The organism is Streptomyces sp. NPDC096105 (assembly GCF_044763335.1).
In the GTDB taxonomy this organism is placed as follows: domain Bacteria; phylum Actinomycetota; class Actinomycetes; order Streptomycetales; family Streptomycetaceae; genus Streptomyces.
Genome location: NZ_JBIWGC010000026.1, coordinates 1 through 14,256 on the forward strand (window position 1 = coordinate 1; position 14,256 = coordinate 14,256).

At 71.3% G+C, this 14,256-nt stretch carries 13 protein-coding genes, 2 pseudogenes and 1 riboswitch; of the genes and pseudogenes, 8 read left to right on the plus strand and 7 right to left on the minus strand.

Annotated features, from left to right (window positions below; translation table 11 throughout):
- The 5 genes and pseudogenes from ACIQ8B_RS28945 to ACIQ8B_RS28965 form a co-directional block, all read left to right on the plus strand.
- Window positions 1–131, plus strand: a pseudogene (locus tag ACIQ8B_RS28945) (4-hydroxy-3-methylbut-2-en-1-yl diphosphate synthase); the annotation flags it as partial.
- Between the two features lie 28 nt (window positions 132–159).
- Window positions 160–417: pseudogene (locus ACIQ8B_RS28950) on the plus strand (1-deoxy-D-xylulose-5-phosphate synthase N-terminal domain-containing protein); the annotation flags it as partial.
- A gap of 173 nt (window positions 418–590) precedes the next feature.
- Window positions 591–2,006 carry an aspartate aminotransferase family protein gene (locus ACIQ8B_RS28955; RefSeq protein ID WP_403550836.1) on the plus strand — a complete coding sequence of 472 codons (1,416 nt, stop codon included), beginning with the start codon at window positions 591–593 and terminating at the stop codon, window positions 2,004–2,006.
- 70 nt (window positions 2,007–2,076) lie between these two features.
- Window positions 2,077–2,700 (plus strand): helix-turn-helix domain-containing protein, encoded by a 624-nt coding sequence (locus ACIQ8B_RS28960; RefSeq protein WP_403550838.1) that lies wholly within the window; start codon window positions 2,077–2,079, stop codon window positions 2,698–2,700.
- Window positions 2,701–2,711: 11 nt separating this feature from the next.
- Window positions 2,712–2,825: a DUF6126 family protein gene (locus ACIQ8B_RS28965; protein ID WP_106416146.1), complete on the plus strand. Its 114-nt coding sequence runs from the start codon at window positions 2,712–2,714 to the stop codon at window positions 2,823–2,825.
- A 27-nt stretch (window positions 2,826–2,852) separates the two neighbouring features.
- On the opposite strand, the gene ACIQ8B_RS28970 is transcribed toward ACIQ8B_RS28965, so the two are convergent.
- Window positions 2,853–3,650, minus strand: coding sequence for a tyrosine-protein phosphatase (locus tag ACIQ8B_RS28970; protein WP_106411357.1), 798 nt, complete (start codon window positions 3,648–3,650; stop codon window positions 2,853–2,855).
- 542 nt (window positions 3,651–4,192) lie between these two features.
- Window positions 4,193–4,357, plus strand: a riboswitch (cyclic di-AMP (ydaO/yuaA leader).
- 4 nt (window positions 4,358–4,361) lie between these two features.
- On the opposite strand from ACIQ8B_RS28970, the gene ACIQ8B_RS28975 reads away from it, so the two are divergent.
- The 3 genes from ACIQ8B_RS28975 to ACIQ8B_RS28985 all read left to right on the plus strand — a co-directional run bounded on the left by ACIQ8B_RS28975 (window position 4,362) and on the right by ACIQ8B_RS28985 (window position 7,621).
- The gene (locus tag ACIQ8B_RS28975; protein WP_403550840.1) at window positions 4,362–5,294 is read left to right on the plus strand and encodes a peptidoglycan DD-metalloendopeptidase family protein; all 933 of its coding nucleotides are present in this window, start codon (window positions 4,362–4,364) and stop codon (window positions 5,292–5,294) included.
- A gap of 225 nt (window positions 5,295–5,519) precedes the next feature.
- Window positions 5,520–6,305 carry an SGNH/GDSL hydrolase family protein gene (locus tag ACIQ8B_RS28980; protein WP_106411355.1) on the plus strand — a complete coding sequence of 262 codons (786 nt, stop codon included), beginning with the start codon at window positions 5,520–5,522 and terminating at the stop codon, window positions 6,303–6,305.
- 122 nt (window positions 6,306–6,427) lie between these two features.
- Window positions 6,428–7,621: an MBL fold metallo-hydrolase gene (locus ACIQ8B_RS28985; RefSeq protein WP_403550842.1), complete on the plus strand. Its 1,194-nt coding sequence runs from the start codon at window positions 6,428–6,430 to the stop codon at window positions 7,619–7,621.
- Between the two features lie 166 nt (window positions 7,622–7,787).
- Here the strand turns inward: ACIQ8B_RS28985 and ACIQ8B_RS28990 are convergent, their stop codons facing one another.
- The 6 genes from ACIQ8B_RS28990 to ACIQ8B_RS29015 form a co-directional block, all read right to left on the minus strand.
- The gene (locus tag ACIQ8B_RS28990; RefSeq protein WP_290009442.1) at window positions 7,788–8,396 is read right to left on the minus strand and encodes a hypothetical protein; all 609 of its coding nucleotides are present in this window, start codon (window positions 8,394–8,396) and stop codon (window positions 7,788–7,790) included.
- Window positions 8,397–8,843: 447 nt separating this feature from the next.
- A complete protein-coding gene (locus tag ACIQ8B_RS28995; protein ID WP_403550844.1) occupies window positions 8,844–10,229 on the minus strand; it encodes an MFS transporter in 1,386 nt (461 codons plus the stop codon).
- A gap of 53 nt (window positions 10,230–10,282) precedes the next feature.
- Window positions 10,283–11,206 carry an amidohydrolase family protein gene (locus tag ACIQ8B_RS29000; protein ID WP_403550846.1) on the minus strand — a complete coding sequence of 308 codons (924 nt, stop codon included), beginning with the start codon at window positions 11,204–11,206 and terminating at the stop codon, window positions 10,283–10,285.
- A gap of 15 nt (window positions 11,207–11,221) precedes the next feature.
- The gene (gene ligK / locus ACIQ8B_RS29005; RefSeq protein ID WP_290009449.1) at window positions 11,222–11,905 is read right to left on the minus strand and encodes a 4-carboxy-4-hydroxy-2-oxoadipate aldolase/oxaloacetate decarboxylase; all 684 of its coding nucleotides are present in this window, start codon (window positions 11,903–11,905) and stop codon (window positions 11,222–11,224) included.
- Window positions 11,906–11,963: 58 nt separating this feature from the next.
- Entirely contained in the window at window positions 11,964–12,989 is a 1,026-nt protein-coding gene (locus tag ACIQ8B_RS29010) for an amidohydrolase family protein (protein ID WP_290009451.1), read from the minus strand.
- Window positions 12,986–14,173 (minus strand): 4-oxalomesaconate tautomerase, encoded by a 1,188-nt coding sequence (locus ACIQ8B_RS29015; protein ID WP_290009453.1) that lies wholly within the window; start codon window positions 14,171–14,173, stop codon window positions 12,986–12,988. The genes ACIQ8B_RS29010 and ACIQ8B_RS29015 overlap by 4 nt, the downstream gene beginning before the upstream one ends.
- Window positions 14,174–14,256: the final 83 nt, after the last annotated feature.

The following is a 14,256-nucleotide window of genomic DNA, read 5'->3' on the forward strand; positions in this document are numbered from 1 at the left end:
AGGGCGAGGTCATCAAGACCGTGCCGGAGTCGAAGATCGTGGAGACGCTGATCGAGGAGGCGATGAAGATCGCCGAGCAGATGGAGAAGGACGGCATCGCGTCGGGGGAGCCGGCCGTCACCGTGAGCTGAACAGCACGGAACCGAAGGGGGCCCGAGCGTGACGGTCCTGGAGAGCATCCGGCAACCACGCGACCTGAAGGCGCTGTCCGAGGCGGAACTCGGCGAACTGGCCGACAGGATCAGGGAGTTCCTGGTGCACGCGGTCGCCAGGACCGGGGGCCACCTCGGACCCGACCTCGGGGTGGTGGAACTGACGATCGCCCTGCACCGGGTCTTCGAGTCGCCGGCCGACCGCATCCTGCGGGACACCGGCCACCAGAGCTACGTGCACAAGCTGCTGACCGCCGAGGTCGACGTCCCGGTGCGGCGGTTCGGCATCCCGGAGCAGTTCCTCGCGCACGCCAAGCGCGGCGAGGTGCTCGCCGACATCGGGCTCACGCCCGTCGACGTCGCCGGACGGATCAGTGCGAGCCTCGCCGTCGGGGACGAACTCGCGAAACAGCCACTGGACGCACAGGAGCACCAGGCATGACCACCGCGGAGTCCGCGTCGGAGTCGTCACAGGCCGGGACGTTCGACCTCGGCGCGCTGCTGGCCGAGCGCGGGGCCGAGCGCTACGAGCTGCACAGCCGGTACCTCAACCCGCAGCTCCCACGCATGCTGCACACCATCGGCTTCGACAAGGTCTACGAGCGCGCCGAGGGGGCCCACTTCTGGGACGCCGACGGCAACGACCACCTGGACATGCTCGCCGGGTTCGGGGTGATGGGCCTCGGCCGCCATCACCCCGTGGTCCGCAAGGCGCTGCACGACGTGCTGGACCTCTCCCTCGCCGACCTCACCCGCTTCGACTGCCAGCCGCTGCCGGGCCTGCTCGCGGAGAAGCTCCTCGCCCACAGTCCGCATCTGGACCGGGTGTTCTTCGGCAACAGCGGCACGGAGGCCGTGGAGGCAGCCCTGAAGTTCGCCCGCTACGCCACCGGCCGGCCCAGGGTGCTGTACTGCGAGCACGCCTTCCACGGCCTGACCGCCGGCGCCCTGTCGGTCAACGGCGAGGCCGGCTTCCGGGACGGGTTCGCCCCGCTGTTGCCCGACACGGCCGTGCCGCTCGGGGACCTCGGCGCGCTGGAGCGCCAGCTGCGCAAGGGCGACGTGGCCGCGCTGATCGTGGAGCCGATCCAGGGCAAGGGCGTGCACGAGGTCCCGCCCGGCTGGCTGCGGGCCGCGCAGGAGCTGCTGCACCGGCACAAGGCGCTGCTGATCGCCGACGAGGTGCAGACCGGACTCGGCCGCACCGGTGACTTCTACGCCTACCAGCACGAGGAGGGCGTCGAGCCGGACCTGGTGTGCGTGGCCAAGGCGCTGTCCGGCGGGTACGTGCCGGTGGGCGCGACACTCGGCAAGGACTGGATCTTCCAGAAGGTCTTCTCGTCGATGGACCGGGTGCTGGTGCACTCCGCCAGCTTCGGCTCCAACGCGCAGGCCATGGCGGCGGGCCTCGCGGTGCTGTCGGTCATGGAGGACGAGCAGATCGTCGCGCACGTGCGCAGGACCGGGGACCTGCTGCGGACCCGGCTGGCCGCGCTGACCGACCGCTACGAGCTGCTCGCCGACGTCCGCGGACGGGGTCTGATGATCGGCATCGAGTTCGGGCGGCCCCGCTCGCTGAAGCTGCGCTCGCGCTGGACCATGCTGCAGGCGGCCCGCAAGGGGCTCTTCGCGCAGATGGTGGTGGTCCCGCTGCTCCAGCGGCACCGTATCCTCACTCAGGTCTCCGGCGATCATCTGGAGGTGATCAAGCTGATCCCTCCGCTGATCATCGACGAGGGGGACGTGAACCGGTTCGTGGACGCCTTCACCGCGGTGATGGACGACGCCCACGAGGGCGGACTCATCTGGGACTTCGGCAAGACCCTGGTGAAGCAGGCGGTCGCCAACCGGTGAGGACCCGGCGTGGTTTGCCTCAGAGGCAAGGAAATTGCCTCAGGGGTAAGTCCTGGTGCTCAATGGGGGCATGAGCTCCTCCGAGACCGAACCGCGGGCGGAGGCCGCCGAAGCGCTGCCCGCGGTCGCTCCGCAGCTGCGCGCCCTGCGCCGTCGGGCCTCCCTGACGCTGGAGGCCGCCGCCCGGCAGGCGGGCCTGTCGCCCGCCCACCTCTCCCGGCTGGAGACCGGGCAGCGCCAGCCCTCGCTGCCGATGCTGCTCTCCCTGGCGCGGATCTACGGGACGACCGTCTCCGAGCTGCTCGGGGAGTCGGCCGCCGACCGGGACGCCGTGGTGCGCGCCGCCGACATGGATCCCACGGAGGCGGGCGGCTGGTCGTACTGGCAGGCCGGCGCCGCCGGACGCGGCATGCAGGCCCTGCGGGTCCATGTGCCGCACGGCTCCCAGGGCGACATCGTGCGGGTCCACCCCGGCGAGGAGTGGCTGTACGTCCTCAGGGGGCGGCTGCTGCTGTGCCTCGGGGACACCCTGCACCGGCTGTCCCCGGGCGACAGCGCCCACTTCGACTCGCTCACCCCGCACCGCATCGCCGCGCAGGACGCCGACGGTGTCGAGCTGCTGTTCGTCCACACCCTGCTGCAGAGTCCCACGGCCGCCCTGTGCCTGGGCCCGACCCCTGGAGAGACACCGTGACCGGCAAGGACATGGAGGAGAAGTTCCCCCGGGCCCTGTGGGTCCGTCTGTTCGTCTACGTCGTGGTGGGACACGTTTTCGCGGCCTTCATCTACTTCCTCTTCGAGATCGCGCCGAAGAAGTAGCAGCCGGCCGGGCGGCGGGAGCCGGCGTCAGTCGAGCAGGCGCTCGCGCAGCCGCTCCCGGCGGGCCGGCGTGAGACCGAGCCCCTGCTCCAGGTAGGCGTCCACGCCGCCCCAGGTCTCCTCGACGGTCTCGAAGGCCGCCGCCAGATACTCCTCACGCGCGTCGAACAGCGGGCTGAGCAGCTCCATGACCTCGGGGGAGTAGGCGTCGGGGGAGCTGCCGCTGCGGCGCACCTTGTAGCGGCGGTGCTTGGCGTTGGACTTCAGGTAGTCCTCGACGATCGCGTCGCGCTCCACGCCCACGGCGAGCAGGGTGACCGCCACGGACAGACCGGCGCGGTCCTTGCCGGCCGCGCAGTGCATCAGGGCGGGGACGCTGTCCTCGGCGAGCGCGCGCAGCACCTGGGAGTGCTCGGCGGTGCGCTCCTTGACGATCATGCGGTACGAGGTGATCATCCGGTCGGCGCCCTGGCCGTCGGCGAGGATCGCGCGGAGCTGGTCCAGGTCGCCGTCGCGCACCATCTTCCAGAACTCCGCGCCGTCGGCCGGGTCGCTCAGCGGCAGGTTGACGTTGCGCACGCCCGGCAGCTCGACGTCCGGCCCCTCCAGCTTCTGGTCGGCCGCGTTGCGGAAGTCGAACACGGTGTGCAGGCCGAGCGAGGCGAGGAAGGCGGCGTCCTCCGCGGTGGCGTGGGCGAGGTGACCGCTGCGGAACAGCACCCCGTGCCGCACCCGTCGGCCGTCCACCGTGGGCAGCCCGCCCACGTCGCGGAAGTTGCGCACCCCGGTCAGCTGGGGCTCGGTCGACGGGATCTCCTGCGTCACGGACGGCTCCTCCCACTCGGCGCCGTCGCCGCGGCTCGCCGACGGGCACCACTCGACGATACGACATACCTGCCTGGGGCAATGAGTTGTCCACAGGGTGGCTGAGCGGGCCCCGGACACCTGGCGGTGTGGCACTTTATGTCGCTTTTTGTCCGTTTGTGTGAGGCGTGTGACGGTTGGCGTCGCAAGGATCCGGATGTCGCCTCTGTGTCGTCCGTGGTGCCGAACTTTAGGTGATTACGGAGTTCTGCCCGATTGGAGCGGTTAGGGATAACTTGCCCCGATAGGGCGAGATTTGAGGACGGGGTGCGTGAGCATCGTCATACCGGTGACCGTGTGCTGTCGCCATGTCCACGTAATTCCCCTCCGTGACAAGGGAATTCGCCCGCGTGCCGCTTCCGGCATCAACGCACGGTGACGTCTTTTCCTCCTTTCGATCACGTAAAAAGCGGGTTCGCGGGAACCCGCGCTTGTTTCGCCGCGTCGGGGTCGCTTACGTTCCCAACCGATCCGGACGGACGCCTAATCCTGCCGCCGCCCGGAGCCCGCACACACTGACCCGACGTACGGCAGGAGCGGGGGACCCACAGGTACGACTGCCTGTTCCGGACCCCGGAAACAGGCTTGGGGTTAAGCCGCGCGGCAACGCGGCCGGACATCTCCAGTCCGCACCCGACAGCTCACCTCGTAGGCGCCGGAGAGGAATTCGTCATGCCCGCGAAGGGTAAGCACCGCCGTACCAAGGCTCAGCGTTTCACCCGCTCCATCGCCGTCGCCGGAACCGGTGGCGCCGCGCTCGCCCTGCCGCTCCTCGGCGCCACCGGCGCGCACGCCGCGACGCCGCAGTCGGCCCCCGAGAAGTCGGTCCAGTCGCTGTCCGTCACCGGCCAGCAGGCCAAGGCCGACAAGGGCGACGAGGCCCGCACGTACACCGTGAAGGCCGGCGACTACCTCGCCAGGATCGCCGAGGCGGAGCACGTCGACGGTGGCTGGAAGCAGCTCTACGCGGACAACCGCGAGGCCGTGGGTGACGACCCGTCGCTCATCCACCCGGGTCTGAAGCTCTCCCTCGGCGGCAAGGCCGTCGCCGAGAGCGCGCCCCGGCAGTCCACTTCGCCGCAGGCGTCGAAGCCCGCCGCTCCCAAGGCCGAGAAGCCCGCCGAGAAGCCCGCTCAGCAGCCCGCGCAGAAGTCGTCCGAGGAGTCCGCCTCCGACGGCGCCTCCACCCAGACCACCTCCGCCTACAGCTCGCCGGTGCCCGGCGGCGGCGTCGGCACCGCCTACAAGGTGGCCGGCAGCATGTGGTCCAGCGGCTACCACACCGGTGTCGACTTCAGCATCCCGACCGGCACCTCCCTGAAGGCCGTCGGAGCCGGCACCGTCGTCTCCGCCGGCTGGGGCGGCGCGTACGGCAACCAGGTCGTCATCAAGCTGAACGACGGTTACTACGCCCAGTACGCCCACCTGTCCTCGCTGTCCGTCTCGACGGGCCAGACGGTGAGCGCCGGCCAGCAGGTCGGTCTCTCCGGTGCGACCGGCAACGTGACCGGCCCGCACCTGCACTTCGAGATCCGCACCGGCCCGGACTACGGCTCGGACGTGGACCCGGTTTCGTACCTCCGCTCCAAGGGCGTCTCCATCTGACCCCTCGCGGCCCCCTTCCTGACACGCGCGCCGAAGGCCGGACCCCGATCCACGGGGCCGGCCTTCGGCGTGTCCGGGCCCGGCCCGTACCTGTTCCGGGCTCGGTCAAACCTCGGAGTGGCTTATCTCACCGTCCGTCAACCCCTCCCTACGGTCGCGTAGGTCACATCGGAAGGTGAATCATGTGCGGTTGTGGCAGACGATTCGAAGAGTGACAAGGCAACAGTGATCGGGTCGTACGTGGCGGTGGGGGACAGCTTCACCGAGGGCGTCGGCGACCCCGGCCCCGACGGGGCGTTCGTCGGCTGGGCCGACCGGCTCGCCGTCCTGCTCGCCGACCGCAGGCCCGAGGGCGACTTCCAATACGTCAATCTCGCGGTGCGCGGCAAGCTGCTGGACCAGATCGTGGCCGACCAGGTCCCCCGGGCCGTCGAACTCGCCCCCGACCTGGTCTCGTTCTGCGCGGGCGGCAACGACATCCTGCGCCCGGGCAGCGACCCGGACGAGGTCGCCGAGCGCTTCGAGAAGGCCGTCGCCCGGCTCGCCGCGGCGGCCGGCACGGTCCTGGTGACCACCGGGTTCGACACCCGTGGCGTTCCGCTGCTCAAGCATCTGCGCGGCAAGATCGCCACGTACAACGGGCATGTGCGGGCCGTCGCCGACCGGTACGGCTGCCCGGTGCTCGACCTGTGGTCGCTGCGCAGCGTGCAGGACCGCAGGGCCTGGGACGCCGACCGGCTGCACCTCTCGCCCGAGGGGCACACCCGCGTCGCGCTGCGCGCGGGCATGTCCCTCGGCCTGAAGGTGCCCGCCGACCCGGAACAGCCGTGGCCGCCGCTCCCGCCGCGCGGCACCCTGGAGATCCGCCGGGACGACGTCCACTGGGCCCGCGAGTACCTGGTGCCGTGGATCGGCCGCCGTCTGCGCGGCGAGTCCTCCGGCGACCACGTCACGGCGAAGGGGACGCTGTCCCCGGACGACATCCGCTCGTGGATCGCGGCGGTCGCATGACGACAGGGGCGGGTCCGGAGCCCTGCTCCGGACCCGCCCCTGCGGGCTCTTCCACCACCCGCACCCACTGTCGGAGCCGCCGCACATAATGGAATCTCCGATCGATTCCCTGTGGAGGTACCGTGGCCGCTTCTTCCGCCCCCGGACCGGGGCTGAGCGCCCTGCGGCCGCCGGCCTTCGGTGCGGAGCCGGCGGGTGAGCGCCTGGCGAGGATCCGCAGGTCCCCGCACTTCGCGAACGGCGCGTTCCAGAACCCGGGCGGTCCGGCCCGTGTGCGCCCCTCCGGGTCGAGCCGGGACATGGCCAGGCTGTACCTGGACAAGGACGCCCGTTCCCGTCGCGCCCCGCGGGGTGCGATCCCGGTGCATCCCACCACCCTCGCCGACCTGACCCGCCCGCCCGCGACCGGGCTGCGTCTGACGTGGACGGGGCACTCCGGTGTGCTCGCGGAGATCGACGGGCGGCGGGTGCTGTTCGACCCCGTGTGGGGGGAGCGCTGCTCGCCCTTCCCCTTCGCCGGACCGAAGCGGCTGCACCCCGTTCCGCTGCCGCTGGCCGCGCTCGGCCCGGTGGACGTCGTGGTGATCTCCCACGACCACTACGACCACCTGGACATGCCGACGATCAGGGAGCTGGCCGGCACGGACACCGTGTTCGCCGTGCCGCTCGGCGTGGGCGCGCACCTGGAGCGCTGGGGCGTCCCCGGGGAGCGGTTGCGCGAGCTGGACTGGCAGGAGTCGACGCGGGTCGGCGGGCTCACCCTGACCGCGACCCCGGCCCGGCACTTCTGCGGGCGGGGCCTGCGCAACACCCAGCACACCCTGTGGGCCTCCTGGGCGGTCGCCGGTGAGCGGCACCGTATTTACCACAGCGGCGACACCGGCTACTTCGACGGCTTCCGCGGCATCGGCGCGGCCCACGGCCCGTTCGACGCGACGATGATCCAGGTCGGCGCCTACTCCGAGTTCTGGCCGGACATCCACATGACGCCCGAGGAGGGTGTGCGCGCGCACCTCGACCTCCAGGGCGGGGAGCCGGGCGGCGTGCTGCTGCCGATCCACTGGGGGACGTTCAATCTGGCGCCGCACGCGTGGGCGGAACCGGGGGAGTGGATGAAGGACGCGGCCGAGGAGGCCGGCCAGGCGGTGGCGTTCCCCCGGCCGGGCGAGCCGTTCGAGCCGGCGGGGAGGCTGCCGGCCGGGGCGTGGTGGCGGGCGGTCTCCGGTCCGATCGCCCGTCCGTGGCGCCGTCCCCGGATCGCTGGGGGTGTGGCCGGGACGAGCGAGGGGCATCTCGACCACGCCGGTGAGCGGTGACGCTGGCCGGGGACGAGGCAGGGGAGACGGTCCGGTGGTTCCCCTTCGCCAGGACCGTGACCCTGGCGTCAGGGACGCCACGGAACCCGGAACGGCTCACTCAGGGGCCGACCGGGTCCGGTGCATGCGTTCTCGGCGTTCTCCCGGGCCGAGAGGTGACACCGTCTCAGATGGTCGGGGTGTCGTCGACAACCGGCTTGTGGATTTCGACGACCGGCTTCCACCCCGTGGAGAACTCGATGAAGTCCGCGCGGGTGGGGTAGGTGTCGATCGCCCGACGGTCACGCTTGGGGCTGTCGCTCCCCTTGCGTCCCCGGGGAATCTGCTCCTCGTAGATGTCGACCTTCACGTCGGGAACCTCCTTGAGGCCCTGGCGCCAGATCTGCACGACGTCGGCGCCGAACGCCTGCCGGACGGCAGCGTAAAGGGCCGTGAGGGACCCCTTGTCCCCGCCGGGGACGAAAAGCGCCAGGTCCAGCACGACACCGGCGGACTGGAGGACCTCGATGGTCACCGGGCCGTTCTCGTCGGCCAGGTAGATTCCGGCTTCATTCTCGTCGTCGGGGAGGCAGGTGACCTCTTCCTGGAATACGGTTCTCGCCGTGATCGAGCCGCCCTCGAAATTCTCGCCGGACTTGGTCAGGAAAGCAGGGACATAGCAGTCGGGGAGTTTGAGCGCTGCGGTGTCGGCGGAAACGAAGATCTTGTCCTTCATGCCGAGCTTCGTCACCTCTTCCAGCGAGAGGCGGCGAGCGGCGATCTTCTCCGTGTTCACGATTTCCCTTTCAGGTTGCACTGTCCCTCCGGGCAAGGACGCTATCACGAAACCCTGAGGTCAACTGCCCAGTGATCTTTGGGTACATGGCCTCTGACGGTCTGCGCGGGAGGATAATGGAGCGGGTGCCACTCGGTCGGGAACACGCATCCGCCGGGCAGTATCCCCCGTCATGGCGTGAGTGATCAACTGGCGATTGCATTCGGTGCGTTGGGTGGCACGGAGGAACTAAAAGAGGGTTTACGGTAGATATCGCCCACATCGCCTTCGGGGGCGGCGAGGTGGGCGACCCATTCGTCGCGCGTCTCGAAGAGCGCAGCGGAAACCAGCCGGGTGGCGATAACGCAACGGCGCGGTCCCCTGATCGCTGACCCGGCGGGCACGACACGGAAGACGGGCGGGCCGGAGATCTCTCTCCGGCCCGCCCGTCGCTCGCCTCACACGCGCTCAGGGAGTGGCGGTGACCGGCTTCGGGCCGGTCTGCGCCGCCGCTGCCTCCGCCGCGAGGCGGCGGCGCCGGGTGGCGGGTCCGAACACCGCCAGGACCACCGCCCCCAGTGTCCAGGTGCCCGCGATGACCATGAAGACCGCCTGGTAGCCGACGCCGTTGTAGACACCGGCGATCATCAGCGGCCCCACCGCGTTCGACAGCCGCCCCAGACCGTAGGCGATGCTCGTGCCCAGCGAGCGGCCCTCGGTGCTGTACAGCTCGGGGGCGTACGCGTACGCCAGGGCCGTGTAACCGCGCTCGAACAGGTTGACCAGGAAGCCGAAGACGACGATCAGCACCGGGGTGAAGGTCAGCCCGTAGAGCAGACCGGATCCGGCAATGACCAGGCCGAACACCACCAGGCACCACTTGCGTTCGAAACGGTCGGTGACCATCGCCGCGAGGAAGGAGCCGAGCGGCGCGCCCACGGTCGTCAGCGCGACGTAGAAGATCGAGTCCTCGACGCTGACGCCCTCGGCGGCCAGCAGGGTCGGAGCCCAGCTGGAGTAGCCGAAGAAGCCGATGGTCTGGGTGATCCACAGGACCGACAGCAGGATCGTCGGGTACAGGAACTTCTTGTCCTTCAGCATGGTCAGGCCCGGCTTGACCGCCGACCCCTCGGGCTTCGGCTGCTGCGGCTCGGGCAGCGGGCCGTGCTCGGCCGTCGCACCGGCTTCGATGCGGGCCAGCACCGCCTCCGCCTCCTCGTGCCGGCCGCGCGTCTCCAGCCACTGCGGGGACTCCTCGAGCCGCCGCACGAAGAACAGGAACAGCGCCCCCAGCGACCCCCACAGGTAGACCAGCCGCCAGGACCAGCCGGACATCGGCACCACCGCGGAGGCGATGAGGTTGGTGACGGGAGTGCCGCAGATGCCGATGACGATGGCGTACGCCTGGAACTTGCCGCGCTTGGCGCTGGGGAACAGCTCGCTGATGTAGACAACGGCGACGACGGTCATCGCGGACAGGCCCGCCGAGGTCAGCACGCGGAACACTCCGAGGGACCAGATGTCCCAGGCGAACACGCAGGCGAACGACCACACCGTGAACCACAGGGTGGTCAGGGTCAGGGTGCGTTTGCGCCCCAGCCGGTCGGCCAGCCCGCCGGCCACGACGGCGCCGAGGAACATGCCCACGAAGGACAGGGAGGTGACGTAGGCGACGGTGTCGACGTCGGCGCCCCACTGCTCGCGTACCACCGGCGCCGTGATGGCGAAGGTGTTGATGTCCGCGAACTCGAAGAAGTAGGCGAACGCCACCGCGAGGATGGTCCGCTTGTGGAACTTCGTGATCGGCAGCCGGTCGAGCCGGTTCGCCGCGTTGGTGGTGCGGATGTGCTGCACTGCACGCTCCAGGGAAGGGGAGGACCGGTCTCACCGGGCCGGGGGTGACGACGTCAGCGGGCCTCTTCGGGCCAGTACAGACGCAGGGGGTTGTCGACCAGCAGCGCCCGCCGGCGCTCGGGGGTGGTCGCGATGTGCGGGATGTGGTCGACCAGCAGACCGTCGTCGGGCATGTGGTCCTTCAGGTTCGGGTGCGGCCAGTCGGTGCCCCACAGCGCCCGGTCGGTGAACTCCTCGACGACCTTGCGCGCGAACGGCACCACGTCCCGGTAGGCGTGCCGCTCCCCGTCGAGCGCGGGTGGTCCGAGGACCGTGAGCCGCTCGGGGCAGGACACCTTCACCCACACGTCGTTCTCCGCCACGAACCGCAGGAAGCGCGCGAACTCCGGCCCGTCCGGGCTGCGGGTGACGTCCGGGCGGCCCATGTGGTCGATGACCAGCGGCACCGGCAGGGAGGCGAAGAAGGGCTCCAGGTCCGGCAGGTCCGCCGCCTCGAAGTACAGGACGACGTGCCAGCCCAGCGGCGCCACCCGGCGGGCCACCGCCTCCAGCGCCTCGCGCGGCGCCGCGTCCACCAGGCGCCGGACGAAGTTGAAGCGCACCCCGCGCACTCCGGCGTCGTGCAGCCGCCGCAGCTCCGCGTCGGTGACGTCCGGGCGGACCGTCGCCACGCCGCGGGCGCGCCCGCCGGCCGCGCGCAGGGCGTCCACCAGGGCGCTGTTGTCCGCGCCGTGGCAGGTGGCCTGCACGATCACGTTGCGGTCCACGCCCAGGTGGTCGCGCAGCGCGAACAGGTCGTGCTTGGAGGCGTCGACCGGGGTGTACTTCCGCTCCGGGGCGAAGGGGAACTCGGCGGCCGGGCCGAAGACGTGGCAGTGGGCGTCCACCGCTCCCGGCGGCAGGACGAACGAGGGCTTGCTCGGCCCGCGGTGCCAGTCGAGCCAGCCGGGGGTGACCGCGGTGTCGTGGTCGGTCATCGTGCTCCTCGGATCTCAGTCGACGTAGGTGAGGCCGAGCTCGGCCAGCGGTCCGCGCATGCCGTACATGTCCAGGCCCAGCTCGCCGGCCCGGAACCGCTCCCGCTTGCCCTCCTCCGCCGCCTCGCGCCGTGCGGACGCCTCGGCGACCTCGGCGGCCCGGGCGGCCGGGACGACCACCACGCCGTCGGCGTCGGCGACGATCACGTCACCCGGGTTGACCAGGGCGTTCGCCACGACGACGGGGACGTTGACCGACCCCAGGGTGGCCTTGACGGTGCCCTTGGCGTTGACCGCCCGGGAGAAGACGGGGAAGTCCATCCCGCGCAGGTCGTCCACGTCGCGGCAGCCGCCGTCGATCACCAGGCCCCGGGCGCCCCGGGCGCGCAGCGACGTGGCGAGCAGCTCCCCGAAGAAGCCGTCCTCGCTCTCGGTCGTACAGCCGGCGACCACGACGTCGCCCTCGCGCACCTGCTCGGCGGCGACGTGCAGCATCCAGTTGTCGCCGGGCTGCAGCAGCACGGTGACCGCGGTCCCGCACAGCCGCGCGCCCTCGTACACCGGCCGTATGTAGGGGCGCATCAGTCCGAGGCGGCCCATCGCCTCGTGCACGGTCGCGACCCCGAACCGTGACAGGGCCTCGACCGCGGCCGGGTCGGCGCGGCCGACGGTCCGGTGGACGACTCCGAGCTGGTGCATGGTGCGTTGCTCCTTGCTTTCAGGGGGCTTCCGGCCCCGCGGGGGGGGACGGGCGGGGTCAGCGGCCCCGGGCGGTCAGACGGGCGTCGAGACGGGGGTAGACCCGCCGGGCGTTGTGCTCCTCGACGGCGGCCAGGTCCTCGGGGGTGAGGCCCGCCTTCTCGACGTAGCGGCGGGTGTCGTCGAAGTGGTGGCCGGTGCGCGGGTCGATGCCGCGCACCGCGCCGACCATCTCGGAGGCGAAGAGGACATTCTCCACGGGCATCACCTCCAGCAGCAGGTCGATGCCGGGCTGGTGGTAGACACAGGTGTCGAAGAACACGTTGCGCAGCAGCGACTCCTCCGGCTCGGGACGGCCGAGCGCCTGCGCCAGCCCCCGGAAGCGGCCCCAGTGGTACGGCACGGCGCCGCCGCCGTGCGGGATCACCAGCCGCAGGTCCGGGAAGTCGGTGAACAGGTCGCCGGTGAGCAGCTGCATGAACGCGGTGGTGTCGGCGTTGAGGTAGTGCGCCCCGGTGGTGTGGAAGGCCGGGTTGCAGCTGGTGGAGACGTGCACCATGGCCGGCACGTCCAGCTCGACGAGCTTCTCCCACACCGGGTACCAGGACCGGTCGGTCAGCGGGGGAGCGGTCCAGTGGCCGCCGCTCGGGTCCGGGTTGAGGTTGACGGTGACCGCGCCCAGCTCCAGCACCGCCCGCTCGATCTCCGGGACGACGGTCGCCGGCTCCGCGCCGGGGGACTGCGGCAGCATCGCGCCGGGGACGAAGCGGTCCGGGTACAGCTCGGACACGCGGTGGCACAGGTCGTTGCAGATGCGCGCCCAGGCGGCGGACGTGGCGAAGTCGCCGATGTGGTGGGCCATGAACGAGGCGCGGGGGGAGAAGACGGTGACGTCGATGCCGCGCTCGTCCATCAGCCGCAGCTGGTTGGTCTCGATCGTCTCGCGGATCTCGTCGTCGCTGATCACCGGTCCCCCCGGGTCGGGTGCCCGCAGCGGGTCGGTGAGCGCGGCCACCTGCGCGTCACGCCACTGCCCGAGCGGGGCGGGGGCCGTCGTGTAGTGACCGTGGATGTCGATGATCACGCGTGCTTCTCCTGACGGGTGGGAGCGGGGTCCCAGACGGAACGGGGGACGAGCAGGTCGCCGGCCATGAGGAGGCGGGCGGTGCGCAGCAGCGCGGAGCGGGTCACCCGCTGCGGGTCGGCGGGGTCGAGGCCCAGGGTGACGCTGAACTCGCCGGAAGGGTGCTCCACGGAGACGGTGGGCTCCGTGCCGGACACCCCGGTCGCCACGTCCCGGGCGACGGTGCCCTCGATGACACAGGCGGTGGCCGCGGTGACAGCGGCCAGCACGCCGATGGACTGGTGGCAGACCCGGGGGATGAGACTGCGGGTGCTGAGGGTGCCGCCGTGCCGGGGCGGCGCGACCAGGGTCATCTTCGGGTAGTTCCGCCCGCCGACGTCACCCAGGCCCATCACCTCCCCGCACACCAGGCGCAGCGCCTCCACACGGGCCTTGAGCGCCTCGTCGGCGTCGATCTCGGCCGGGGACTCGTAGCCGGTCGCACCCAGCCGGGCGGCCTCGACGATCACCAGCGGCTGGCCGTTGTCGATCAGCGTGACGTCCACGGCGCCCGTCCCCGGCACCTCCACGGTGTCCCGTGCGCGCCCGGTGGGCAGGAGGGCCCCCGCGACGGAACCGGCGGTGTCCAGGAAGCCGATCTCGACCGGGGCGGCGGTGCCGGGGACGCCGTCGATGCGCGCGGCGCCGTCGTAGGCGACGTGCCGTGCCCCCGCGGCGTCGGCCGGGGTGGCGACGGTGATCTCGGCGACCATGCCGGTGTTGCGGGTCAGCACCCGGGCCGTCGTACGGTCGCCGGTGGGCACGACCATGCCGGTCTCGACGGCGAAGGGCAGCACGGCGGCGAGCATGTTGCCGCAGTTGGCCGACGTGTCGACGGTGTCCCCGTCGGGCTGCACCTGGGCGAAGGTCCACTCCACGTCGACGCCGGGTCCGGTGCCCGGTCGCACCAGGCCGATCTTGCTGGTGAGGGGGTGCGCGCCGCCGACGCCGTCGATCTGCCGAGGGTCGGGCGAACCCACCGCCGCCAGCAGGACGGCGTCCCGCGGGCCGGGTTCGGCGGGCAGCAGCCGCGCGTCGAAGAAGGGTCCGCGCGACGTGCCTCCCCGCATGAACAGGCACGGGATCGCGGTCTGGGAGCCGCGGCGGGTGACCCCGGGGGCCCGGACGGCTGCGACGGCGGACATGGTCGCTCCTTCGGTGGACGGATGTGAGGCGGTGGGCGGGGGACGGCGTGACGGACGGATGTGGCGCGACGGACGGATGTGAC